General features: G+C 39.8%; 22 protein-coding genes. 18 read left to right on the top strand and 4 right to left on the bottom strand.

The features are described 5' to 3' along the window. The first annotated feature begins 11 nt into the window (after nucleotides 1-11). From PKC96_00990 to PKC96_01020, 7 genes are all read left to right on the top strand, one after another. Entirely contained in the window at nucleotides 12-1,598 is a 1,587-nt protein-coding gene (locus tag PKC96_00990; GenBank protein ID HML99900.1) for a response regulator, read from the top strand. Continuing rightward, on the top strand, nucleotides 1,595-3,304 hold the full coding sequence (locus tag PKC96_00995; protein HML99901.1) for a sensor histidine kinase: 1,710 nt from the start codon (nucleotides 1,595-1,597) through the stop codon (nucleotides 3,302-3,304). The genes PKC96_00990 and PKC96_00995 overlap by 4 nt, the downstream gene beginning before the upstream one ends. Continuing rightward, nucleotides 3,294-4,313: a substrate-binding domain-containing protein gene (locus PKC96_01000; protein HML99902.1), complete on the top strand. Its 1,020-nt coding sequence runs from the start codon at nucleotides 3,294-3,296 to the stop codon at nucleotides 4,311-4,313. The genes PKC96_00995 and PKC96_01000 overlap by 11 nt, the downstream gene beginning before the upstream one ends. 155 nt (nucleotides 4,314-4,468) lie before the next feature. Beyond that, the gene (locus PKC96_01005; protein HML99903.1) at nucleotides 4,469-5,506 is read left to right on the top strand and encodes a galactose ABC transporter substrate-binding protein; all 1,038 of its coding nucleotides are present in this window, start codon (nucleotides 4,469-4,471) and stop codon (nucleotides 5,504-5,506) included. A 75-nt stretch (nucleotides 5,507-5,581) separates the two neighbouring features. Next, entirely contained in the window at nucleotides 5,582-7,108 is a 1,527-nt protein-coding gene (locus tag PKC96_01010; GenBank protein HML99904.1) for an ATP-binding cassette domain-containing protein, read from the top strand. A gap of 11 nt (nucleotides 7,109-7,119) precedes the next feature. Next, the gene (locus PKC96_01015; protein HML99905.1) at nucleotides 7,120-8,997 is read left to right on the top strand and encodes a hypothetical protein; all 1,878 of its coding nucleotides are present in this window, start codon (nucleotides 7,120-7,122) and stop codon (nucleotides 8,995-8,997) included. Further along, on the top strand, nucleotides 8,997-9,212 hold the full coding sequence (locus PKC96_01020) for a hypothetical protein (protein HML99906.1): 216 nt from the start codon (nucleotides 8,997-8,999) through the stop codon (nucleotides 9,210-9,212). Before PKC96_01015 ends, PKC96_01020 begins: the two co-directional genes overlap by 1 nt. A gap of 234 nt (nucleotides 9,213-9,446) precedes the next feature. Here PKC96_01020 and PKC96_01025 read toward each other — a convergent pair whose 3' ends face one another. Further along, nucleotides 9,447-10,127, bottom strand: coding sequence for a recombinase family protein (locus tag PKC96_01025; protein HML99907.1), 681 nt, complete (start codon nucleotides 10,125-10,127; stop codon nucleotides 9,447-9,449). Nucleotides 10,128-10,409: 282 nt separating this feature from the next. Here PKC96_01025 and PKC96_01030 point away from each other — a divergent pair, with 282 nt between their 5' ends. The 11 genes from PKC96_01030 to PKC96_01080 all read left to right on the top strand — a co-directional run bounded on the left by PKC96_01030 (nucleotide 10,410) and on the right by PKC96_01080 (nucleotide 21,150). Continuing rightward, nucleotides 10,410-11,552, top strand: a complete 1,143-nt coding sequence (locus PKC96_01030; GenBank protein ID HML99908.1) for an EAL domain-containing protein — start codon at nucleotides 10,410-10,412, stop codon at nucleotides 11,550-11,552. Nucleotides 11,553-12,028: 476 nt separating this feature from the next. Beyond that, entirely contained in the window at nucleotides 12,029-12,340 is a 312-nt protein-coding gene (locus PKC96_01035; GenBank protein ID HML99909.1) for a hypothetical protein, read from the top strand. An 11-nt stretch (nucleotides 12,341-12,351) separates the two neighbouring features. Next, nucleotides 12,352-13,383, top strand: coding sequence for a V-type ATPase subunit (locus tag PKC96_01040; GenBank protein ID HML99910.1), 1,032 nt, complete (start codon nucleotides 12,352-12,354; stop codon nucleotides 13,381-13,383). A gap of 12 nt (nucleotides 13,384-13,395) precedes the next feature. After that, entirely contained in the window at nucleotides 13,396-15,324 is a 1,929-nt protein-coding gene (locus PKC96_01045; protein HML99911.1) for a V-type ATPase 116kDa subunit family protein, read from the top strand. Nucleotides 15,325-15,335: 11 nt separating this feature from the next. Further along, nucleotides 15,336-15,788 carry an ATP synthase subunit C gene (locus PKC96_01050; protein ID HML99912.1) on the top strand — a complete coding sequence of 151 codons (453 nt, stop codon included), beginning with the start codon at nucleotides 15,336-15,338 and terminating at the stop codon, nucleotides 15,786-15,788. A gap of 14 nt (nucleotides 15,789-15,802) precedes the next feature. Next, on the top strand, nucleotides 15,803-16,123 hold the full coding sequence (locus PKC96_01055; protein HML99913.1) for a V-type ATP synthase subunit F: 321 nt from the start codon (nucleotides 15,803-15,805) through the stop codon (nucleotides 16,121-16,123). Continuing rightward, nucleotides 16,123-16,716 carry a hypothetical protein gene (locus PKC96_01060; protein ID HML99914.1) on the top strand — a complete coding sequence of 198 codons (594 nt, stop codon included), beginning with the start codon at nucleotides 16,123-16,125 and terminating at the stop codon, nucleotides 16,714-16,716. Before PKC96_01055 ends, PKC96_01060 begins: the two co-directional genes overlap by 1 nt. After that, nucleotides 16,717-18,465, top strand: coding sequence for a V-type ATP synthase subunit A (locus PKC96_01065; GenBank protein HML99915.1), 1,749 nt, complete (start codon nucleotides 16,717-16,719; stop codon nucleotides 18,463-18,465). It begins immediately after the preceding gene. A 9-nt stretch (nucleotides 18,466-18,474) separates the two neighbouring features. Then, complete coding sequence (locus tag PKC96_01070) at nucleotides 18,475-19,923, top strand: V-type ATP synthase subunit B (protein HML99916.1); 1,449 nt, start codon at nucleotides 18,475-18,477, stop codon at nucleotides 19,921-19,923. After that, complete coding sequence (locus tag PKC96_01075; protein HML99917.1) at nucleotides 19,923-20,543, top strand: V-type ATP synthase subunit D; 621 nt, start codon at nucleotides 19,923-19,925, stop codon at nucleotides 20,541-20,543. The genes PKC96_01070 and PKC96_01075 overlap by 1 nt, the downstream gene beginning before the upstream one ends. Further along, nucleotides 20,530-21,150 (top strand): S26 family signal peptidase, encoded by a 621-nt coding sequence (locus tag PKC96_01080; GenBank protein HML99918.1) that lies wholly within the window; start codon nucleotides 20,530-20,532, stop codon nucleotides 21,148-21,150. The genes PKC96_01075 and PKC96_01080 overlap by 14 nt, the downstream gene beginning before the upstream one ends. A 53-nt stretch (nucleotides 21,151-21,203) precedes the next feature. Here the strand turns inward: PKC96_01080 and PKC96_01085 are convergent, their stop codons facing one another. The 3 genes from PKC96_01085 to PKC96_01095 all read right to left on the bottom strand — a co-directional run bounded on the left by PKC96_01085 (nucleotide 21,204) and on the right by PKC96_01095 (nucleotide 23,928). Continuing rightward, on the bottom strand, nucleotides 21,204-21,473 hold the full coding sequence (locus tag PKC96_01085) for a hypothetical protein (protein HML99919.1): 270 nt from the start codon (nucleotides 21,471-21,473) through the stop codon (nucleotides 21,204-21,206). A gap of 117 nt (nucleotides 21,474-21,590) precedes the next feature. Continuing rightward, on the bottom strand, nucleotides 21,591-22,427 hold the full coding sequence (locus PKC96_01090) for a class II fructose-bisphosphate aldolase (GenBank protein HML99920.1): 837 nt from the start codon (nucleotides 22,425-22,427) through the stop codon (nucleotides 21,591-21,593). A 10-nt stretch (nucleotides 22,428-22,437) separates the two neighbouring features. Continuing rightward, nucleotides 22,438-23,928, bottom strand: a complete 1,491-nt coding sequence (locus tag PKC96_01095; GenBank protein HML99921.1) for an FGGY-family carbohydrate kinase — start codon at nucleotides 23,926-23,928, stop codon at nucleotides 22,438-22,440. Nucleotide 23,929: the final 1 nt, after the last annotated feature.

The following is a 23,929-nucleotide window of genomic DNA, read 5'->3' on the forward strand; positions in this document are numbered from 1 at the left end:
ATAAAATTAATATGTACAAAGTAATTATCGTTGATGATGAGCCCAATGTCCGCAAGCGCCTCGAAGCCATTTTGGAAACAAAAAAGAATGATTTTGAAGTTCTTGGCCTTTTTGAAAATGGCTATGACGCTTTGGAGACCGGCATTCCTTTGGAACCGGATTTAATTATTACGGATATTAAGATGCCCTTTATTGATGGATTGGAACTTATCCGTCGCGCCAAGATTGAACTCCCCTTAGTCCAGACCATAATTGTGACCGGTTTCGATAGTTTTGATTTTGCCAAGCAGGCAATTGATCTCGGAGTAATTGGATATATCAGCAAACCTGTGACTGGCGATGAAATTGGTCTGGTGTTGAGCAAGGCTAAGGAAAAAATGGACAAGAACCTGCTCGTAAATAAGAACATTCATGAACTGCAAGCGCAAAATGAATCGGCCTTAAAGGCGGTTCAAGACAACGATTTGAATAAACTGATTACTCTTAAAAAAATTCCTGATAATTTTAAGGCAAAACTGGTTACCGATGGTATTGTTTTAGAAGGCCAACACCTTTTCTTCGCTATCTTTGATTCCGATCAGGAAGCAGATGAGCTATCGTTTGAAGACAGCGAAATTGTTTCTTTCTATGTCGATCAATTTTTGAAGGAGATTTTTAAAGGATATAAATTTTACACTTTCGAAAACGATTTAAACAAAAGTGTTTTATTTTTGTCGAATGTCCCATTTATCAAAGATGATATTCAAAGACGGCTTTCGCTGATTGCCGCAAAGATCCGTAAGGCCTGCGGATACTCATTATCGGTGGGCGTTTCAGACATTATTAAAAATGACACCGCAATTTCTTACCGAAAACTTTATCGCCATGCCAAATGGACACTCGAATATCGCGTGGTTGTCGGTCCTAATGTGGTTCTCTTTTATAGTGACTTGGTCAAAAAGGCGAGTAACATTGGCAAAGTTGACGATAACGAATACAAACAAATATCTTATTCACTGCTTTATGGTAAAAGTCGCAAGGTCAAAAAACAGATTGACCATTTAATCGATACCATCTCTTCAATTGAATATAAGGAGAACTATTTTTTAATTCTCAATAACCTGATCGACACGATAATCAAAAGCTGCATCGCTATTGATGAACTATATGCCATATATCATTCCTATATCGATATTGTGAACTTGATCTATGGTTCAAAGCAGACCGAAGCCATTAAGGCAAGTTTTAATAATCTAATTGACGAAGTGATAAAGATTAATCAAAAAGTCAGAAGTGGGGGAATTGAAGATGCTTATAGCCACATTGCCCACTTTATTTTAAAAAACTATGCTAATCCCGGCATTTCACTCAGTGATGTCGCTAAGGAATTGGATTACTCTGTTTCCTATATATCGGCTATTCTAAAGAAAAAAGATACTTCATTCACAAAGATGCTTACCGATGCCAGAATGGCAAAAGCCAAGGAACTATTGGCGAATCCGGGTAATAAAATGGCAACCATCGCCGATCAGATCGGCTATGAAGATCCCTTCTATTTTTCCCACTGTTTTAAAAAGCACTTTGGCTTATCGCCAATGGAATATCGTAAATCTTTATGAGAAAACCAATGCGGGCGAAAACCAAGCTTTTAGTCCCGACTTCGGCGATGTTTTTAAGTTTGACTATTTTGATTGTTTTCTCCGCGTACGTGCTTTTTTCCAATAATGTCAGAAGTAATTCGCTGAAACAGTTGCACGCCACTTCTCAGCAAGTTCTAAATAACTATGAAACATATTTTGATTCGGTAATTGAAGTCAGCAACGCCCTTTTAGGTGAATATTCTAATGAAAATGAGGACAACATATCTTCGGATATGCAGACTTATTTTGATTCAATTATGTCAATCAAACATGAAATTGAGGATATCTCCATCTACCGAAAAAGCGATGGCATTCTACTGGCTTCGAGTAGTAATTATGTTGATTTATCCACGGACATTAAACTTGAGAATTGGTTTGTCGATGCGAAAGAAAACCCTTTAATTAATATTTTTTCTCCTTCATCCGCATCCTCAACTAACACTTATCATTTTTTACTGTCCAAGGTTTTATTTTTTGAGAAAAATCGTGATTTTGACGGGGTTTTACGCGTTGATTTTGACTTTACAAAAATTGTTGAGTCCATTTCCTCCACCACATTGGGGGAAGGCGGAAGTTTTATTATTTATGACAAAAATTACAATGTCGTCTATTGTTCCGATTCAACCTATCTCGAAACCGAACTACCTTTAATTAAACATTTGGTCCTCGGTAATAGCGTTGTCAGCGTTGATAAGCATTCGCTTTATCTATATTGCTCTTCCATATCCAACACCTCATGGCGATTGGCCATTTTCATTAACAATGATGCCATTGCCAGTGCAATCTATTCCTTTTCGGTTTACATTATTGTTCTGATGGTCTTTGTAATTGCCATTTTCTTTATTTTGATGGTTATTGTGACTAACAATATCACCGATCCGCTGCAGGAATTACAGAAGGAAATGGCGAAAATTGAATCTTTTAATTATGAAGGATATCTCCATCATAATTTCTCCAGTACTTACGAAATCTCGGAGTTGAATCGTTCCTTCAATCAAATGATGACAAGAATTAAAAAACTTAATACCTCCTTAATTACCGAAAAAGAAGAGCAAAGAAAGTCGGAATTAAAAGCTCTTCAAAATCAGATTAATCCCCATTTTCTTTATAACACTCTCGACAGCATTATTGCTCTTATTGAAAAAGGAGACGATGAGACCGCCCAATTGATGATCATCGCGCTTTCACGCTTTTTCCGGATATCAATTTCCAGTGGCAAGAACGTCATTCCCTTAAACAAAGAAATAGAGCATGTCCGTAACTACCTCTTAATTCAAAAAATGCGCTTTGGCAACTCATTCAAATATAAAATCAATGTTGAAGAGGGGCTGGATGAGTATCCCGTAATCAAACTGATTCTTCAGCCAATTGTCGAAAACTCAATTGGCCACGGAATTAAGGAAGGCGAGGAAGGTTTCATCAATATCAACGTCCATTCCGAGGCGGATATGATCGTTTTTGAAATAAAAGATAATGGATATGGCATGACAAAAGCAAAAGTGGAGGAGTTGTCCACTGCGATGCGTGACGCTTCCACATATAAAGGGGTTGGACTCAAAAATGTCTATCAGCGCATTCGCATCTACTATGGTTCTTCTGCCGATGTCATCATAACCAGCGAAGAAGATATCGGTACGACGATAAGAATAATTATTCCGAAAGTGAGCATTAAAGATGAGGAATAAACAAATAACATTGTGGTTGTTGATAAGCAGTTTTTACCTCAGTGGCTGTAGCCGTCCTTCACGAACAGCGCAACTTTTTTCCTACGATGCGAATGACACCTTCATTTCATCTTTGTTTGCTAATATTGAATCAAAATTAAATGGCTATATTGACTATAAGAGTTATGATGGGAAAAGGAAACAGACTATTCAAAACGATGACTTCATCAGTGCTATCGATGATAAATCAACCAGTGTGGTAGTGATGAATACGGTCGATCGCTTCGCCTCTAGCGCTATAATCGAAAAAGGAGAGACGAAAAATGTTCCGATTATTTTTGTCAATCGTGAACCCTTGATGGGCGATCTTCTGGCAACTGATTGGTCGCAAGAAAACTGCTTTTATGTCGGAGCGAACTCTTCATATGAAGGTATTCTCCAAGGTGATATAGCCAATGATATTTTTGATGGCCCCACCTCCTATTCCCAGTCCGTCTATGATAAAAATGGTGACGGTATTGTTCAAGTGGCCATCCTGAAAGGGGAGGAAGGACATCAAGATAGCGAGCAAAGAAGTGAAAATTGTATCGCCGAATTAAGGAATCTCGGTTACCAGGTTGATATTCTTCAGATATCATACTGTAATTGGGAAAGAGAAACCGCCAAAAAGATGATGGAAAGCATTTATACAAATGACATTGAGCTTCTTTTTGCCAACAACGATGATATGGCTTTAGGCGCGATCGATTATCTAAAAACCATCACTGTCGCCAATTCAAGCCTTCCCTTCGAACGAGAATTTTTTCCGATTATCGGTGTCGATGGCACCACCCAAGCTATGGAAGCCATTCAAGACGGCACTCTTTCCGGCACGGTTTTAAATGATGGTGAAAAACAGGCCGAAGTGATTTTTGATATAATCAAAAACATTCTTGATGGTGTCGCTTTACCCGATTATGATGCCAACATTGAAATTACGAAAAATGCCTACCATATCCTAGGTGAAAAAATAACAAAAAACACACATTAAGCGCTTACTTTTGAACTTTTTATAGAGAATAATGCAAATTTTATGTAAAATCTTACATTTTTTTTGCTGGTCTAATAAGCGAAAATACATTTGGCAAAAAAAAGCATTAGTCATTTCGACAGAGCTTTAATTAAGCCATGGAATTAGGAGGAAACATGAAAAAGAAATTAATTCCTGTTGCATTAGGTCTATTAGGCTTTATCACTTCCTGCGCCCATACCAATGGGCTGACCGCTGATGTCTTCATCTATCAGTTCTCCGACACTTATATCGGTACTGTTAGAACCGCGCTTGAGACCAACCTCAAAGAAAAAGGGGTCACACCCAAATTCTATGATGCCGGTGGTATCCAAGCTACTCAGACTCAGCAAATCGAGTCTGCTCTTTCAACCGGTAGCCAGATTCTTCTAGCCAACCTCGTTGAGCAAACCGCCACTGGGGATGCGGTTGCGGAAAAAGCCAAAGCCAAAGATGTCCCGGTCATCTTCTTCAACCGTGAAGTTCCAGACAGTTCCGTGAATCCAGCCACTTATCCGGACAACGCCTTCGTTGGTACTGATCCTGATCAAGCCGGCTACATGCAAGGTGAAATTCTTGCCGGTGCCTTGATTAAAGATGGTGCACTTAACCCATTATGGGATAAGAATGGTGATGGAAAAATTAACTATGTTATGCTAAGAGCGGATGAGTCCAATGCCGAAGCAAACGGCCGGACAAGATACTCCGTTCAAGAAGCCAATCGTCTTCTGGCCGAAGCCGGACTTGATCCTCTTGTTCACTTAGGCGAAGATTACAATGCCGGATGGAGTAAAGACAACGCAAAACAGGCGATGGATAACTTCATTTCTACTTATGGTCTAACCGGTGCCAATGCGATTGAATGTGTTATCGCAAACAATGATGATATGGCTTTAGGAGCAGTCGCTTCCTTACAAACCCAGGATTATAATAAGGGTGGGGAGAATGCCTTGCTCGTCGTCGGTGTTGATGCTACCGCCGCTGCTCAAGCCGCTATTGATGCGGGTGAGATGTACGGCACCGTTAAGCAGGATGCCCAAGCCATGGCTCAATGTATCGCCGAGTTAACCGCCAACAAGTTAGCTGGTAAAGACTTCTTAGATGGAACCAGTTATGCTTGGGACAGCGCGACGGTTCATAAGATTCGTATTCCTTACGGTAGTTATACCAAGTAAATAGTCTTCTTGTTTAGGGGTGGTGTGCTCCTTTCCACCACCCCTAATTTCTATTATCAAGTTAGGAATTAAGCTATGGCAAAAACAAATGTAGATAACAAAATCAACGAATATCTCCTAGAGATGGAGAATATCTCAAAATCTTTTCCCGGAGTAAAGGCCTTAGATCACGCTCAACTGAGAGTGCGACCGGGAACGGTACATTCCTTAATGGGCGAAAACGGGGCCGGAAAATCAACACTGATGAAGTGTCTTTTTGGTTTATATAAGCGCGATGAAGGCGATATTATTTTTCAAGGCCGTTCCGTCGAGTACCACTCGACAAAAGAAGCACTTGAAGACGGCATCGCTATGGTTCAACAAGAATTGAATCAAGCTCAAAAAATGACGGTAATGGATAATCTTTGGCTTGGCCGCTATCCCGTGAGTTTTGGTTTCGCCATCGATGAGACAAAAATGTATCGCGATACGCAAAGCGTCTTTCAAAAACTTGATATTCATATTGATCCTAAAGCCATTATTTCCACTCTCTCGGTGGCAACCAGGCAGATGGTAGAAATTGCAAAAGCGGTGTCTTACGATGCCAAGATTGTGGTTTTCGATGAACCGACATCTTCACTGTCTGATGCCGAAGTGGAGCAACTATTCAGAATTATCAAGATGCTGAAAAAGAAGGGCTGCGGAATTATCTATATTTCCCATAAAATGGATGAAATTCTTCGTATATCCGATGAAGTCACAATTATGCGTGACGGCAAATGGGTTGAAACCAAATCGGCAAAGGATTGCACACTTAATTCGATAATCAAAGCGATGGTTGGTCGTGATTTAAATAATCGTTTTCCGCCTAAAACCAACAAGCCGGGAAAAGATTATTTAGAAGTCAAAAATCTTTCCTCTTTATACGGGAATAACGCCATTAAAAATGTCTCCTTTAATATTCGTAAAGGGGAAATCTTCGGTCTTGCCGGACTCGTTGGAGCCGGACGCAGCGAATTGTTGGAAACCATTTTTGGGGTCCGGACAAAAAGTGAAGGGCAGATTTTCAAAGACGGGATGTTGGTTAAAAATGACACGGCTGAACATGCTATTAAAAATGGATTCGCCCTTCTTACCGAAGAACGGCGGACAACCGGCATATTCGGTGTGCTGAGCATTAAGGATAATACCGTTATTGCCTCGCTGAACAACTATAATTCAATGTTGGGCCTTGACGGCAATAAGATGAGCAAAGATACCAACTGGGCAATTGAAGCGATGAACGTAAAGACACCATCACAAAAAACGCAAATTAAATCTTTATCCGGCGGCAATCAGCAAAAAGTAATTATTGGTCGCTGGGTATTGACCGATCCCGATGTGCTATTGCTCGATGAACCGACTCGAGGCATTGATGTCGGCGCAAAATATGAAATCTATCAACTAATTATAAATATGGCGAAACAGGGCAAGACCATTATCGTTTGTTCAAGCGAAATGCCGGAACTTCTTGGTATATGTGATCGAATTGCCGTGATGAGCAATCATCGTTTAGCCGGTATCTTAGATCAAAAAGAGGCCAATCAAGAAAAATTAATGAACTTGGCTCTTAAATACATGTAGGGAGAAACAGCATGGAAGAGATATTGAATCAAGAAGTCGCAACCGAAATTGAAATTGAAAATAGTCTTTTTGCCGAACGCAATGCTTTAAAAGCTGAAAAGCGCGAAATAAAAGGCCGCCTTTACGATTTGCAATTTGAGGACTTGGATCCGGATGCTTTAAAACTGGCCAAAGATCAAGTGATGAAGGACTACGAAAAAAAAGAAAATGATTATTATGCCCATGTTGCCGAAGTGAAAGAAGATTTGCTTAATAAAAAGAAAGCCATCACTGAACTAAAATCTTTTTATCGTCAAAAAATTGAAAATATTAGAAAAAATGAGCATGCTCTTCCCATAGACGAGGTAAAGAAGGCTCGAATTATCGCTAAAGAACAACTTGCAAGCGCAAAAAATGATTATCTCACTCAATTGACGGCTTACAAAAACAGCATTTTTCAAATCAAAACTGAAGCTAAAAGAAAAGATAAAGTTTTACGAGCCCAGTATCAAAAACTAAAAAGCGCAGCGATGAAAAGGAGCGATAAAGAGGATGCCCTCGATAATTTAAAAGGCCAGATTTATAGCAATACCGGAACTGCCGAATTGGATATTCTCGATTTAAAAAACAAAATCGCCAAACTGAAAAAGGGCTATTCTCAGCAAGTTAAAGTTATTGAAAATAATCTTCATTTAAAGACCAATCATGTGGGAACTCTTATCAAAAACGCAAAAACAGAAGAAAAAGAGAAGATTCGGGCCTTGAAAGAACAAGAGAACATTCTCAATGACAACTACTCTCCGGTTGCGCCTTTTCAATACCAAGTCGGCAGAAAATTTGTCCAGTTCGGAAACAATTTTGTGCGCAATCAAAAAATAGCATTTACAACGAAAGCTGGTCTTTCTAACTGGTTTATTAAAAGCGCCGTTTATTTGATTATTTTATTGATGGTCATTATTACCGCCGCCGTCAAACCAGCTTGGTTCTCCTTCGATACTTTGATTACGATTGTGAAGCATACTTCCTCCCTGCTGCCTCTCGCCCTCGGCGTTGCCGGTACAATTGTCTTGACCGGAACCGATTTGTCGCTCGGCAGAATATGGGGCTTAACAGCTTTGATATCCGGTATTCTGCTCGGGTATGGCAGTACTAACGGTGTCATTCTCGAATGGACACAAAACATGCCCTGGATTTGGATTATTGTCGTCCTGATTATCGTCATGGGTGTCGGCGGTTTTGCCGGTGGCATTAACGGTTTCTTTGTAGCCAAGTTCTCCATTCACCCTTTTATTGTTACCTTGGCGACTCAACTGATTATATATGGCGCCATACTTCTTCTCGGATCAAGCCTGAATAATCTATCCGTTATTTATAAGATGAATAACGCTACCGCCCAATCCTACTATAACTTTGTGAGTAGCGGTTTTTACCTTGGGGATGTGTTGGTAGAATGGTATAACATCATGGCCATCGTTTTGCTTGCCGCCATGTGGTTTATCTGGAATAAGACAAAATTCGGTAAGGCCATGTTTGCGGTTGGCTGCAATCCCGAAGCGGCCAATGTCAGCGGTATCAACGTTTCGCGTACAATTCTTTTAACCTTCGTTCTCGCCGGCGCCTGCTATGGTGTCGGTGGTTTCCAATACAACCCAATTAATGGTGGAGCTCAACTTTCGACCGGGACCGGCGGTGAGCTCGACCCGATTACCGCCGCTGTTATCGGAGGCGTATCCTTTACCGGTGGTATCGGTAAAGTGTCCGGTGTTTTACTTGGTTCATTACTATTGAAAGTAATTGATAGTTGCTTACTTGCACTCGGCGTCTCTACCGCCTATATTAATATTGTTAAGGGCAGCATAATTTTGGTTGCCGTTGCCCTCGATATGAAAAAATACATCGTTAAAAAATAATGAATGAAGATGAAAAGATCCCTAATAATAAAAAAAATATAGAACCAGCTCCAGAAAAGAGCTGGCTCTTCTTATCAAAAAATGCCGCCGGCAAAACAAAAAATATCTATATTTATCTGGTGGTTTTTATTGCCGTTGCCATTATTTTTGCCATCGTCATTTTAGGAGCACTTGGCTATTTGCCAGATATCGGTTCTTCATCAACATCGGTTTAAAAGGAAAGCAAAATGAATTATTACTGGGCAATTATCATCATTGTTATTGAAAGTATGGCTACTTTATTTTTAGCTTCCCGTTATGCCGTAGATTTAAAGCACTCTTACGATCCCGATTATAATCCGCCCTATCGCGTTAATCTGCCGGAGGTGTTATTTATCGGAGCCCTTTTTGGCAGTCTTGGACTGATACTGTCCTATATTTTCCTAAAACCAATCCGCAAAGAAGACTCACTAAATTCTCATCTCTTTTTGGGATTGAGTATCCTTTTCTTGGCACTGCATATTGGTATTTTGTACCTTTTGATCCGCAATAATGTTATCGTCGGCATCTAATGCAACATACTTCATAAACGTTCCCCGGGATATGTTGAGAATTTGAGCGGCTTCAGTGCACGTGATTGCCCTGTCGATATAGGCTGCGCGAATTTTTTGAAAACTGGCGGGTAATTTGATTCGCGGTCGTCCCATATGGACGCCTCTTTCTTTAGCTAGTTTAATTCCTTCAGCCTGTCGCTGTTTAATGTTTTTCCGTTCGGTTTCCGCGACAAAAGACAGAATTTGCAACACGATATCACTGATAAATTTACCCACCAAATTATTTGAATCATTCCTCGTGTCCAATAAAGGCATATCAATGACCAAAATATCCGCTTCAATCACTTTTGTTATATAATGCCATTCATCGATTATCATCGAGTAATCACGTCCTAAACGATCAATTGATTTTATGATTACTAAGTCTTTCGAAACTAATTTCTTTTTCAATATCTGATATTGAATTCGTTCAAAATCCTTACCGCTTTGCTTGTCGATATATATTTGATTGTCAGTAAGCCCCAGTTTATACATTTCATCCATCTGCCGGTCAATATTTTGGGTGATTGTCGATACTCGAACATAGCCATAAGTCATAGGTAGTGCCTCCAATAAAAATTAAGCCTATTATATACCCTTAAATTATTAAAAAAGCGGCCTAAAACCGCTTATTATCTTATATTTTACGTAAAAATGGTACACCTTTTTGACACTTAAAATTTTATCATATAATTCAATAAAATCATCAATTTTCATCGGTAATTAGCGAAGGTTAACTGAAATTTAGTGAATTTAGCAAAAAATGCATAAATTTATCTCTTTTTTCATAATGTAAATAAGGTGTAGGTTAATAACCTATCTAAAAGGGAGTCTGTTACCGTGAACGAAACATACATAGTTTATTGCGAAGTCGTAAATAAGCGCATGCTTGAAAGTAATCTAGGCGAAAAAAAATATCTCCAATATTATCATCGGTTGATTCATGAACTTGGAAAATGTCGAAAATACTGCACGGTGGTCGTTAAGGATAACTTAAATTTTTATCTTGTCGTTAATGATCTTCATAATGTCATAAATTGCGACCAATGTATCGATCAAATACTTTTCAAAATATCCAAGTCAAAACCCGAGGCCTTGCTGACTATTTATAAAGGTATTGCTCAGGGCAATGATAAAACCGCGATTAACAAGGCCATCCATGCCTTAGACACCGCTATTCAAAAACAGCGGCGCATTGCTTTGTCAAACACAGTTATCGAGAAGTATATCAGCGAAAAAGAAACTATCCGCAACGCCTTAATAAAGGCAATCTATGAGAATAATCTTTTACTTTTCTATCAACCTAAGGTGGACTTTACTTCGCGCAAAATCCAAGGTTTTGAGGCTCTTTTACGACTTAAAGCCGAAGATAATTCATACTTTTCGACCGAAAAAGTAATTCGCGTGGCTAAAGAATTTAATTTGATGCGGGCAGTGGATGAATTTCTTTTGAAAAAAGTTACTGACGATTACTTATCGCTGGCCCAAAAATATGATCATCCCTCTATTTCCATCAATCTAACAATCAAGGAATTAGAACAGAATTATCATCTTGCCTTACTAAAACGCTATGCGGAAGAAAAGCACTTTCCTTTGAACAAACTCTATGTTGAAATAACTCAGGACGAGGACATTGTCGATTTTTCTTTAATTAAATCCATCCTCGAAGAATTTAAGAAAAATAAAATAAAACTGTCAATTGATGACTTCGGCAGTCGCTACAATAATTTTTATCGATTGGAAAAAATCCGTTATGATGAAATTAAAATCGACAAATCATTAACTGACCGCTACATTGATTATCCAAATATTTTGGAGTACCTGCCAAAATTATTTATAAACCTCGGTTATGAAGTTGTAATTGAAGGATTAGAATCGAAAAGTCAACTTAATTATCTACCAAAAATGAAGCATCTCAGTATCCAAGGTTATTACTTCGGTAAACCGCTGAGTTTAGAGGAAATTCTTCAAGTTAGCCATTAGAAGTTTATAGAAAGCCACTATGGTATGTTTGAAAACGTAAAAACAATCTCCGCTTAAATTGATCGTCGTTTAATTGTTCCAATTGCTCCGAAAAGAATAGTCTCACCCTGTTTGGGAGGCAATTTTATACTTTTTTTATGGCTGTTTTTGCTTACCAAAAAGGTAATTTCTTCTATCTTCACTATCAACCCCGCCAAAAGTGGTTTTTTGTAACGGGTTTCACGCTTACATTTTATCAGGCTTTTGCCTCCGAACTTGATAAAATTATGACAACCGACAAAATTATGGGTATTGTATTATTCATAGAATAATAGTATTGTAGGAAACGAAAATAATTTGGTTATGCATTAACCCCTTTGCCCGCGCCTTCCTTGACAGTTGATTATCGCAAGGCTATGCTAGAGTAAACCGTGCACTTGCACAGTCATTTTTGTTTTTTGCCTAAAGTGATTTACCTTAGAGGAAGGGATGATAATATGGATGATTTAGTCCGTAAAGTAATTGAACTCGATAAAGAAGGACAAGCCCAGATTTCCGCTCTTGAAAAAGAGAAGGATGAACTTTCAAATGTCCTTAAAACCATGCGTAAAAATTTAGCTGATCGCTATGCGGCGGAAACCGAAAAAAAAGAAGCGGCTATCGAGAAAAAAATTAAGGATGATTTTTTACTACGTCAAAAAAATATCGACATTGAATCTAAGGAAAAAGAAAAGAATATTCGCGACGCGTATAAGAAAAGCAATCAAGACTGGCTTCAGCAGTTGGTGACCTATTGTTTAGGTAAATGAGATAAAACATCATGTCATTTGTAGGTAATGCATTAATTGCTAAGATTAAAAATTTACATGCGACCGATTTAACCGCCCAAGATTATCAAGAATTGCTCCGTAGAGACACTATCCCGGATATAGGAACCTATTTGAAAAAGCATCCGGCTTATCAAGATATTCTTGCCAATGTTAGTGAGGTCACCCTTAACCGCAGTCGCCTTGAGGGACTGATTAGAAGACAAAAGTTTGATCGGACAATCAAACTTGTCAATTTCATCAGCCTTAAGGATAAGAGTTTTTATATGCTCAGCCTTATAAAAATGGAACACGAGGTTATATTGGCAGTAATTCGAAGTTATATATCACACGAAGATTACGATGTTGTCGATCAAATCCCTTATTACTTCGATAAATACTCGAAAATTGATTTCGTTGCCCTAACCAAAACCGAAAATGTTGAAGAGATGATATCCGCTTTGGGCAATACCCGTTATGCGGCAATGCTAAAGCCGTATGCGGCAGTTAAAAACGACGATATCCGCTACTATGAGTTTGAGGCGTTATTCGAGAATGATTATTATAATTTTGCCTTCACTCAAACGACAAAGAATTATCGCGGTAAATTGCGAAAAGAATTGTTGGATGCATTTAGAACTCGCATTGAGATGGAGAATATGATAAAAATCTATCGGCTGAAGAAATTCTACGGAGTGGCCGATAGCGATATCAAGGCTATTCTTATTCCGTCATCGCGAATTTCGGAAAGAAAACTTGATGAGATAATCGCCATTAAAAATCCTGACGATATCTTAAAGGTAATCATCGACTCAGGCGTTGGTCCTTACATGACAAATAAGAATCAGGTCAACTTGGAGTATTATCGCGATCATATGCGCCTGTTAATTGCCAATCGCTTTATGTACTTTTCCACTCAAGCCCCGGAAGTGTTTCTCGCCTATACGTTTTTAAACGATTTAGAAGTGCAAAATTTAACTTATATCATCGAGGGTATTCGATACCAAATTGATGAAAGCGAAATTCGCACGATGCTGGTCTATTAAGGAGGTAAGCCCATGATAAGTAAATTAAAACTAATCAGTCTGACGGTTAAAGAAGAAAACTTTGAAATTTTATTGAATAATTTCGTAACCTTTTCCGGCTTTCATCCAGTCGATCCCAATACGATTATCTCTTCCGTTCATGGCACTCGCTCCTTTGAAAGTAATAATCCTTGTGATCCACTGCTTGACGAAATAAAGGAAATTGAAAACAAAATCAATCTCAAGTTTGAATCCAAGAAAATATCTTGCTTTATTTCTTCTTTAGATGAAATTCATCAATATATCGAAGATGAGCATAAGAAAGTCAGCGACCGGTACAACGAAATCAAAGTGGTCGAAGACGAGATTAAGACTTATGAACAAGCCCTGTTTCAAGTGCAAAAAGTCGAGGACATGAATATTGCCTTTGAAGATTTCTTTAATGCTAAATTTGTGTCAATTCGCTTTGGAAAACTTCCAAGCGATGTTGTTGAACGCTTGCGTTTTTATGAACAGAAACCTTTTATCTTCGTTCCATTTACAGAAGAAGGCGGATATGTTTGGTGCTTGTATCTAACCACTCAAGAATACGAGCGGGAAATTGATAACATATTCTCCTCGATGTTTTTTGAAAGAGTCTACATTCCCGAATTCGTTCATGGCGCGCCTCAGACGGCCCGAGTTACTCTCAGCAATAAAATTGATGAGGACAAAGCTAAACTCGAGTCCTTGAAAAATGAACTTATTGAATACGTTAAGAGTAATGAAAATAACTTTGATAAAGTCAAAGGCGAACTTGAATTTCTCAGTGACATTTATAAAGCTAAGCAATACGCTGTCGGTCTAGGCGAACGGGTAAGTTTGACCGGCTATATCGATAAGTCAAGCGTTAAAAAGTTGGAAGAGCATTTTGCCGGTGTCCCTTCCATTGAAATCCAGGTTCAAGACGCGGATGCGGACAAGCGTTTCCAACCACCGACTAAGTTAAAGAACAATTGGTTTACAAGACCATTTCAGTTCTTTGTGGAAATGTACGGCGTCCCCTCTTATCATGACATTGATCCAACATTGATGGTAAGTATAACTTACTCTCTGCTGTTCGGGATTATGTTTGGTGATTTTGGACAGGGGTTAGCCGTTGCCCTCATCGGCTTTATACTCTCAAAATTAACCAAGAATTCCCTCGCGCCCATATTAACGCGGATTGGATTCTCCAGTGCCTTCTTTGGAATTGTATACGGAGAAACTTTCGGAAATGAAACTTTCCTTGATCCTTTCTATGGATGGCTAAGCAAAATATTCAACACGGAGATTCACCCACTGCATCCGATGGATAACACGGTGACGATGAATCTATTGCTTGCCACGGTCGCCATTGGAGCGGCAATAATCCTGTCTTCCATTATAATCAACACGGTGACGAAGTTCCGCGTCAAGAAATATGCGGATGCGCTCTTCTCCTCAAATGGACTAAGCGGACTTCTGCTCTATGGATTTGTGCTTGCCGGCATCGTTATGCAGATGCTTCTTGGTATTAAAAATGTGTTTAATCCCGTAACTATTATCTTATTTATTGTTATCCCGATTATTCTCATCTTCTTCAAAGAACCGATTGAGCGCAAACTAGCTCATCAAGCGATGTTTCCCGAAGGGGTCGGTGGATTTATCACCGAAGGTTTCTTTGAATTGTTTGAAGTTTTATTATCTTATGTTACTAACACCCTCTCCTTTCTTCGGGTTGGAGGTTTCGTCCTATCACACGCCGGGATGATGCTCGTGGTTGCCACGTTGATGAATATGGCAAGCGGGGCTGGTAGTATTGTGGTTTCGGTTCTCGGCAATCTATTTGTTATGGGACTCGAAGGTCTTATTGTCGGTATTCAGGTTTTGCGGCTTGAATTTTACGAGATGTTCTCCCGTTACTTTGAAGGTGACGGAATACTATTTAATCCAATCTTTTAGGAGGTATTAAGATGGAATGGATTGTTTTAGCGTTTATTATCGCTGGTATTGCTCTTATTTGTTTACCCCTTATCAAAGTTTTTAAAGGTAAGGTTGCCGCTGTTTCGGCTAAGAAGCGGGTCGTGCTTCATGTTGCCCTATTCTTTACTTTGCTTGTGATTACCGCCGTTTCGGCGCCGCACGTATTAGGCGCGACTGTCAGCCCCACCGATGGTGCTGCTCTCGAACTATACAGTAAGGCTGCTGGCTTTGGCTATTTAGGCGCCGCTCTTTCCACGGGATTAAGCGCGTTGGGTGCCGGTATTGCCGTCGCCGCCGCCGCTCCAGCTGCTATTGGAGCGATTTCTGAGAATCCTAAAAACTTAGGTAAGTCATTAATCTTCGTTGCTCTTGGTGAAGGTGTTGCCATTTATGGTTTGCTTATCTCAATTTTAATTCTCAACAATATCCCAACTTTAGCGTAAGAAGGTTGATGAAAGTGAAGTTCTACGTATTAAGTGATAATGACGATACTTTAATCGGTATGCGTTTAGTAGGAATCAAGGGCGAAGTCATACATGAGCGACCGCTACTTTTGAAACGTCTCGGTGAAGTCATGCGCGACGATGACATCGGCATTGTTTTAATCACGACGAAGTTAATCGAAATGGCTCCTAATGTCATCAGTGAACTTAAGTTACGAGCAGGGCACACTTTACTAGTCGAAATTCCCGACCGCCACGGGCATAGCAAAATTGGCGAATCAATTGATGCTTATGTCAGTAAAGCGATTGGAGTAAGTTTGGAGGGTGGTAAATAATGGACGGCCAAAAAAAGGATAGTTTATATTTTTACTTTAAGAAAACTATCAATGCCGAGGTTGATAAAAGAGTTAAGGCCCTCGAAGAGGAGATTGCCTCTTTAAAACAACAAGCTCAGGTATCGATTGAAAAAGAACTTAAAGAAGAGCAAGACAATATTATAAATATTAAAAAGAGTGATTTGGAACGTGAGTATCAGTTAAAACTTGCTTCCTATCAAAGAAAATTAGATCTCGAAGTAATGGATCATCGGCAAAAGTTACTTGAGGAAATTTTCAATCGTTTAATCAATGAAATAAATGTTTTCGTTGCCAGTAAGGATTACGAAAAATGGTTTAAGCAGAGTCTTAGTGGCTATAAGCTTGCTGATTACCGCAAGATTGCCATTGATAAGAATGACAAGGTAGCCGCTAAAATAATCAAGGACACAGATTTGGAACTCGTTTTGGAAGACAACTTAATCGGCGGTTTTATCATTTATTCAAAGGATGAAAAAACACTTTCCGACGAATCTTTAAAGAATCGAATAAATGAATCTCATGCTTGGTTCTACGACAATGCCGCTTGGTTTAATGAAGGGGAGGAAAAGTAAATGAAAAACACAATTTATTCAATTAATGGCCCCGTCATTAAGGTACGTAACACCAGTGACTTCTCCATGTTGGAAAAAGTTTACGTCGGCCCCCTTAAATTAATGGGCGAAGTAATCTCTATTTCCGATGTCGAAACTGTCATTCAGGTATATGAAAGCACTACTGGTTTAAAAAAAGGCGATGAAGTTGTCGGTACTCACAGTTTGGTTTCAGTTAAACTGGGTCCCGGCATCATTAAAAATATTTTTGATGGCATCGAACGCCCCTTGAAGGAAATTGCCTCGGCTAAAGGAATTTTTATTGCCCCGGGCAGTGATGTTAATCCACTCGATGAAACTCGGCTTTGGGATGTAAAAATTGTTGGAAAAAACGGATCCAAAGTTCAAGGCGGAGACATATTAGCTACCATTCAGGAAACGGATTCAATCATTCATAAAATAATGGTTCCTCCGTTCGTCCAAGGAGAGATAACTAATATTGTAACCGATGGTCAATATCGGATTAATGATATTATTGCTACGATTAAAACTGATGATGGCAAGGATGAAAAAATTACCCTAGTTCAAGAATGGCCCATTAAAAAGCCACGGCCGATTAAAGAGCAACTTCCACTGGACACACCTTTAATTACCGGACAAAGAATTATCGACACCGTCTTCCCGCTTGCTAAAGGCGGAGCAGCGGCCGTTCCGGGCGGATTTGGTACCGGAAAAACCATGATGCAGCACCAATTAGCCAAATGGTGCGATGCCGATTTAATCGTCTATGTCGGCTGCGGGGAGCGGGGAAATGAAATGACGCAGGTTTTGGAAGAATTCCAAGCCCTCATCGATCCCCACACTCATAAATCATTGATGGAACGGACTGTTTTAATTGCCAATACATCTAACATGCCGGTTGCCGCTCGTGAAGCTAGCATTTATACCGGAGTGACCATTGCCGAGTATTATCGGGATATGGGCTATAACGTTGCCCTTATGGCCGATTCAACTTCTCGTTGGGCGGAAGCTTTAAGAGAGATTTCCGGTCGATTAGAGGAAATGCCGGCCGAAGAAGGTTTCCCGGCATATCTTCCATCCCGTATCGCTCAGTTTTATGAACGGGCGGGAAGTGTCGAAAACCTCAATAACACTAAAGGCTCGGTCACCATCATCGGTGCCGTATCCCCACAAGGAGCAGACTTTAGTGAGCCGGTTACACAAAACACCAAGCGCTTTGTACGCTGCTTTTGGGCACTCGATAAGAACTTAGCTTACCAACGGCACTATGCCGCGGTTAACTGGAATATCAGTTATAGTGAATATCTTAATGATCTATCCCCCTGGTACAATCGCCATGTGAGTCCGCTTTTCTTAAAAGATCGGGCTCGTATTCGGACTTTGCTGGCTGAAGAGGAAAAACTAATGGAGATCGTCCGCTTAATTGGTGGCGATGTTTTGCCCGATGATCAAAAGTTGGTTATTGAAATTGGACGCGTCATCCGTGTCGGTTTTCTTCAACAAAATGCTTTTCACCCCGAAGATACCTATGTACCGCTTAAGAAACAACTCTTAATGATGGATGTTATTCTTTTCTTGTATGATTCTGCCACCAAATTTATCAACGGCAGTCACGCTTTAAGTCTACTTTTGAAGACTGGCATTTTCGATGAAGTAATTAAGATGAAATACGATATTAAAAATAATGAATTGAAGCATTTTGATGATTTGAAAGAAAAAATCACCAAAACTATCGAATCCATTAAGTAAGGAGAAAACATGGCATTACAATATATTGGTTTAACTGCAGTTAATGGCCCATTGGTTTTTCTTCAAGGTGTAAATGGCGTCGGCTATGATGAAGTCGTAGAATTGCGACTTGATAATGGCGAAGTCCGTAATGGACGTGTCATTGAAATCGATGGTGATAAAGTTGCCATTCAAGTATTTGAAGGAACGCAGGGACTAGGATTAAAGGAAGCCAAAGTAAAGTTTTTAGGCCGTCCATTAGAGCTTCCACTATCTCAGGAAATTCTCGGACGTATCTTTAATGGTGCTGGCGAACCGATTGACGGATTGGGACCGGTTTTCGCTAGTGTTCGCCGTGACGTCAATGGCGAGGCCCTCAACCCAGTATCTCGGGTTTATCCTCGAAACTATATTCAAACCGGCATCTCTTCAATTGATGTTCTTACGACACTTATCCGCGGACAAAAACTTCCGATATTTACCGGGACCGGCCTTCCTCATAATGAACTGGCCGTTCAAATTGTTCGCCAAGCCAAAATTGCTGACAAAAATAACGAGAAATTCTGTATTGTCTTTGCCGCGATGGGAGTTAAGCACGATGTTGCTCAATACTTTGAGCAAGCTTTTGAAGATGCTCATGTTATGGATCATGTAGTAATGTTTACCAATATTGCTAACGACCCGATCATCGAACGGATTCTTACTCCGCGCTGCGCGTTAACCGCAGCCGAATATCTTGCATTTGAAAAAGGATACAATGTCTTGGTTATCCTTACTGATATGACCGCCTATTGTGAAGCCTTACGGGAGTTTTCTTCTTCTAAAGGCGAAATTCCCGGTCGGAAAGGATTCCCCGGTTACTTATACAGTGACCTCGCAAGCCTTTATGAACGGGCAGGCATGGTCCATGGTCGGCCGGGTTCCGTCACTCAAATTCCGATTCTAACTATGCCCAATGACGACATTACGCACCCTGTTCCCGATTTGACTGGGTATATTACCGAAGGTCAAATTGTCTTGGATCGCGAATTATACCAAAAGGGCGTTTTTCCACCGGTTTCGATTTTACCTTCCCTTTCACGTTTAATGAAAGATGGCATCGGTGCCGAATATACCCGTGAAGATCACCAAGCTATGGCCAATCAACTTTTCGCCAGTTACGCCAAAGTGCAGGAAATTCGTTCATTAGCCGCGGTAATCGGCGAAGATGAATTAAATGAAACCGATCAAACCTATATGCTGTTCGGCAATCTTTTTGAACAATTTTTCTTAAATCAAAAAGATGAAAACCGCGATATCAACTACTCGCTTGATTTAGGATGGGATCTAATTAGTATTCTTCCAACCAGCGAATTATCGCGTCTAGATGAAAAGTATATCACCCAATATTATGATCCCAAACGGGCCAGCAAACGTTTCGGAATCACCGATTCTAACCTTGTAAGCAAAATTATTAATCAGGGACAGCAGGCCAAATAATGAACACCAACGTAATTCCAACCAAAGGCAATTTGATGGCCCTCAAAAAATCGCAAAATTTAGCGATTGTTGGGCAGTCACTCATGGACCGGAAGAAGAACATTCTCGTCCGGGAAATGCTTTTACTATTGCCAAAAGTGGTGGAAATTCGTGATCAGATAAGTTCAACATACGCAAAAGCTTATATGGCTCTTCAAGAAGCCAACATTACCCTCGGTATTGTGGAAGACATCGCCAAGGCTATCCCAATTGACGAAAATGTTCATATTACCTATCGTAATGTGATGGGGGTCGATATTCCAGTCGTAAGCCACGAAACTCAAAAATTTAAACTTTCTTATGGCCTAAGAGCCACCAACACAAAATTTGATTATGCTTACCAGATGTTTCAAAAAGCACGCGATTTAACTATTACCCTCGCGGAAATCGACAACGCTGTTTATAAACTTGCCAATGCGATACGTCACAGTCAAAAGCGGGCCAATGCTTTAAAAAACGTCGTTATTCCGAATCTTACTGCCAATATTAAATATATCGGCGAAGTTCTAGAAGAGCGCGATCGTGAGGAGTTTGTTCGGATGAAAGTTATTAAGGCGAACAAATTAAATGATGGAGACTGAAGTTCTCTCCAAAAAAAGAAAAATAGTTAAACGAATTGCCAACACCCTTTATGTTGGCATTTTATCTTTTGTTATTTTTATTTTTCTTCTTACAACCGTGGTTCCAAACGGATTAATTAAAGTGTTTGGTGTCGGTTATTATCGGGTTACTTCTCCGTCAATGGAACCGACAATCCGTGTAAATGATTATGTCGTGGTAAAGAAGACCAAGCTTGAAAATCTAACCGAAGGCGAAATAATCGTCTTTGAAACTAATGCTCAATTAACGGGCATCCCGGTTACTGAGCGCGTGGTTGTCATTCATTACTTCGGATATGTCGATGATAACGGACACATTCTCACCTATAGTGAGGAAAAGAAAAATTACGAAGCTGATAATCCCGATAAATATGACACTTGGGGGACCGAATCAACTCCTTATTACGTTACTGAAAAGGATCTAGTTGGTGTATATAGTAAATTAATACCCAGCGCCGATCTTATTGATGAAATGAAAATTGTTGTGAGTTCTACTTACTTCTATTTAGCGATTGCCGGCATCGCGGGCGTCAGTGTGGGAATTTACTATCTTACAAAACATCATAGGAAAAAAGTTAATTCTAAATAAAAATGCTCCGATTGACTCGGAGCATTTCTTTTTGCTCACTGGCAATTTTGACTTCAGGCCCGTTTTCTCGGTAATGTGAGGCCAATCAAACTCACAAGGAAAACCAGCAAAGGTAATCCGAAAACATTGAGGATTGCCATTAAAAAGATTCCAAGCGATGACAAGATTGTCATGAATTGGCCAGAGCTGATTGCGGTTTGAACGGCGGCAAAGTCAATGGTAACTCCCATTGCTGATGATAAATCGCCGATAGCAAAACCTGCAAAGACAAGCGCGATTAACGAAATAACGAAGAAGAGTCCGCAAATGAGTTTTCTAAACATAAAAATCATCACCCCCGATTTTTAATGATTTCATTATACAATATGTAAAAAAAAATACTATATTTGTTTTTTTTTGCAGGTTGCATATTTTATATTTAAATATTCATATTTAATTTTTTATAAATTGGCAAAAATTCTCATTGCTTTTTCGGCATCTTTTTCCATTGCTTGCTCCGCAGCCAAAGCCAAATCGTGAAAAAAAGTAATATCTTGTTTTGAGAGAAGGTCCTTAACAGCCATAGTCCCCGCTTTCGACATGTAACTATAATAATTGATTTTGCGTAATCCGTATTTAATTCCTGTTCGGTAATCATCGCAAGAAACGCCACTTCCACCATGCATAACCAGCGGTAGTTTTGTCAACTCGGCAATTGTTTTTACCCGAGCTAAATCAAGAATTGGTTTGGATTTATAAATGCCATGTGCCGTTCCAAAACTTGGCGCCAAAGCATCAATGCCCGTATCCTTGCAGAAACTAACAGCTAATTCTGGTGAAGTATATACGGGTCCGCTTGCAGCCTGCTCTCCGTTTTCGCGCGAGGCTAAAGTCCCGATTTCGGCTTCGACTCCTGCCTTATATTTATGCGCCATACTGACGGCTTTAATCGTATTTGCTACATTGTCTTCATAGGAAAGGGCACTGCCGTCATACATCACTCCTGTAAAGCCGATGGCCAGCGCCCGAGCCATGTAATCGAGATGCTCACAATGATCTAAGTGCACACAAACAGGTACACTTGCTCTTTTGGCTACTTCTACCATAACTGGGCCGATTACATCTAAGGGAGATACTCCCTCATGAAGTTCGGCATGGGATATAATGACGGGAACATTTAGTTTTTCCGCCGCCCTTATTACCGCATTAATACATTCGAGATTCGGAGTATTGAATGCTCCAACGGCACAGTGTTTTTTTTCTGCTAATTTTAATATATCTATTAAATTAATAATCATATTCTTTACCTCATACCAGGGGGCGTATTGCATTATACACGCCCTTATATCGTTGGTATATTTTCATATATTTTTTATGCATTTCTTCACGAGGATAAAAAGTATCGCCTTTTTTGACCAATAAATCAGCGGCCGCAAAAAGATCTTTATAAATTCCAATTGCCACCCCCGTCAACATCGCACTGCCAATGGTTCCGGCATCAATATTTTTCTGAACAGTAATCGGTAAATTTAATACATCCGCCTTCATCTGCATCCAAAGTTTAGAACGAGATCCGCCCCCGGTCGCATTTAAGTGAGTAAATTTAATTCCCGCCGAAACCAGTAATTCGTAGTTCAAATACATTTCGTAGACCACTCCCTCCATACATGCTCGATATATGTCGGCAAGCGTATGACTCGTTGTCAGTCCGATAATCGCTCCTTTTGAGCCGGTATCCATATACGGAGTCGCCGCCCCAGCAAAATGGGGAAGAACCAATATTCCTGTCGGTTCATCACTTGGCAATTGATCTTCTAGAAGTTTATTGACACTGATCTTCTTTATTTCTGCTTCTTGTTTTTCTTCTTTGGCCAACGTATCTATACACCATTGAAGTAGGGCGCCACCCGTGTAGGAAAAGGCATAAGCAACATATTTCCCTTTTATCAGATATGGAACAACGGCAAATGATCCCTTACTTAAGTCTTGAATAGCGGGTAAAGAATCAAAAATGGGAGTAAGACATTCGACCGTTCCGGCGCCATCTATAGCGATGCCGCTAGTAAATGCTCCTGTTCCGACAACTGCCGCTAGTTGATCATGACTGATTGATATAATTTGGCATTGACGATTAAGTCCGGTTACTTCAGCAATCTCAGCCGTTATATTTCCCGCATTTGTACCACTGGCCACGGGACTGCTCATCATCGAAATATCAATGCCGGCCACCGAAAATATTTCTTCACTCCAAGTTAAACTTTTTATATTAAAAGCCATTGTTCGGGTAGCTAGAGAATAATCAATCTGCGCTTTTCGGGTTAAACTAAAAACAACAAAATCTTCAATTAGAAAAACGTGTTTTGTTTGGTTATAAACATCCGGTCGATGCTTTTTTAGCCACATGAGTTTACTGATTGAATACATTTCATGCGGAAATAAACCGGTTATATTGATTACTTTATCGGTTGTTAGTTTCTCACATAGCTCTTGACACTCTTCCTTTCCCCTGGGATCGGTATAGAGCATTGATAAAGACAACGGATTCCCTTCTTCATCGGTTAAAACAAATGACTCGCCAAAACTTGTTACTCCGATACCGACAATATCGTTATATTTTAGTGATAATTCTTTAATTACTGCATAAACGGCATTCATTATTGCCGATGCATCTACTTCATGTTTACTCACTGCCCGTAGAAAAGAGTAAGTTCTATATGCTTTATCAACCTGTTCTCCATGTGTGTCAAAAATAGTCAGCTTACAACCGGTCGTACCAATATCCAACCCACCAATCTTCATA

The organism is Bacilli bacterium, from assembly GCA_035326105.1.
In the GTDB taxonomy this organism is placed as follows: domain Bacteria; phylum Bacillota_I; class Bacilli_A; order RFN20; family CAG-826; genus UBA7706.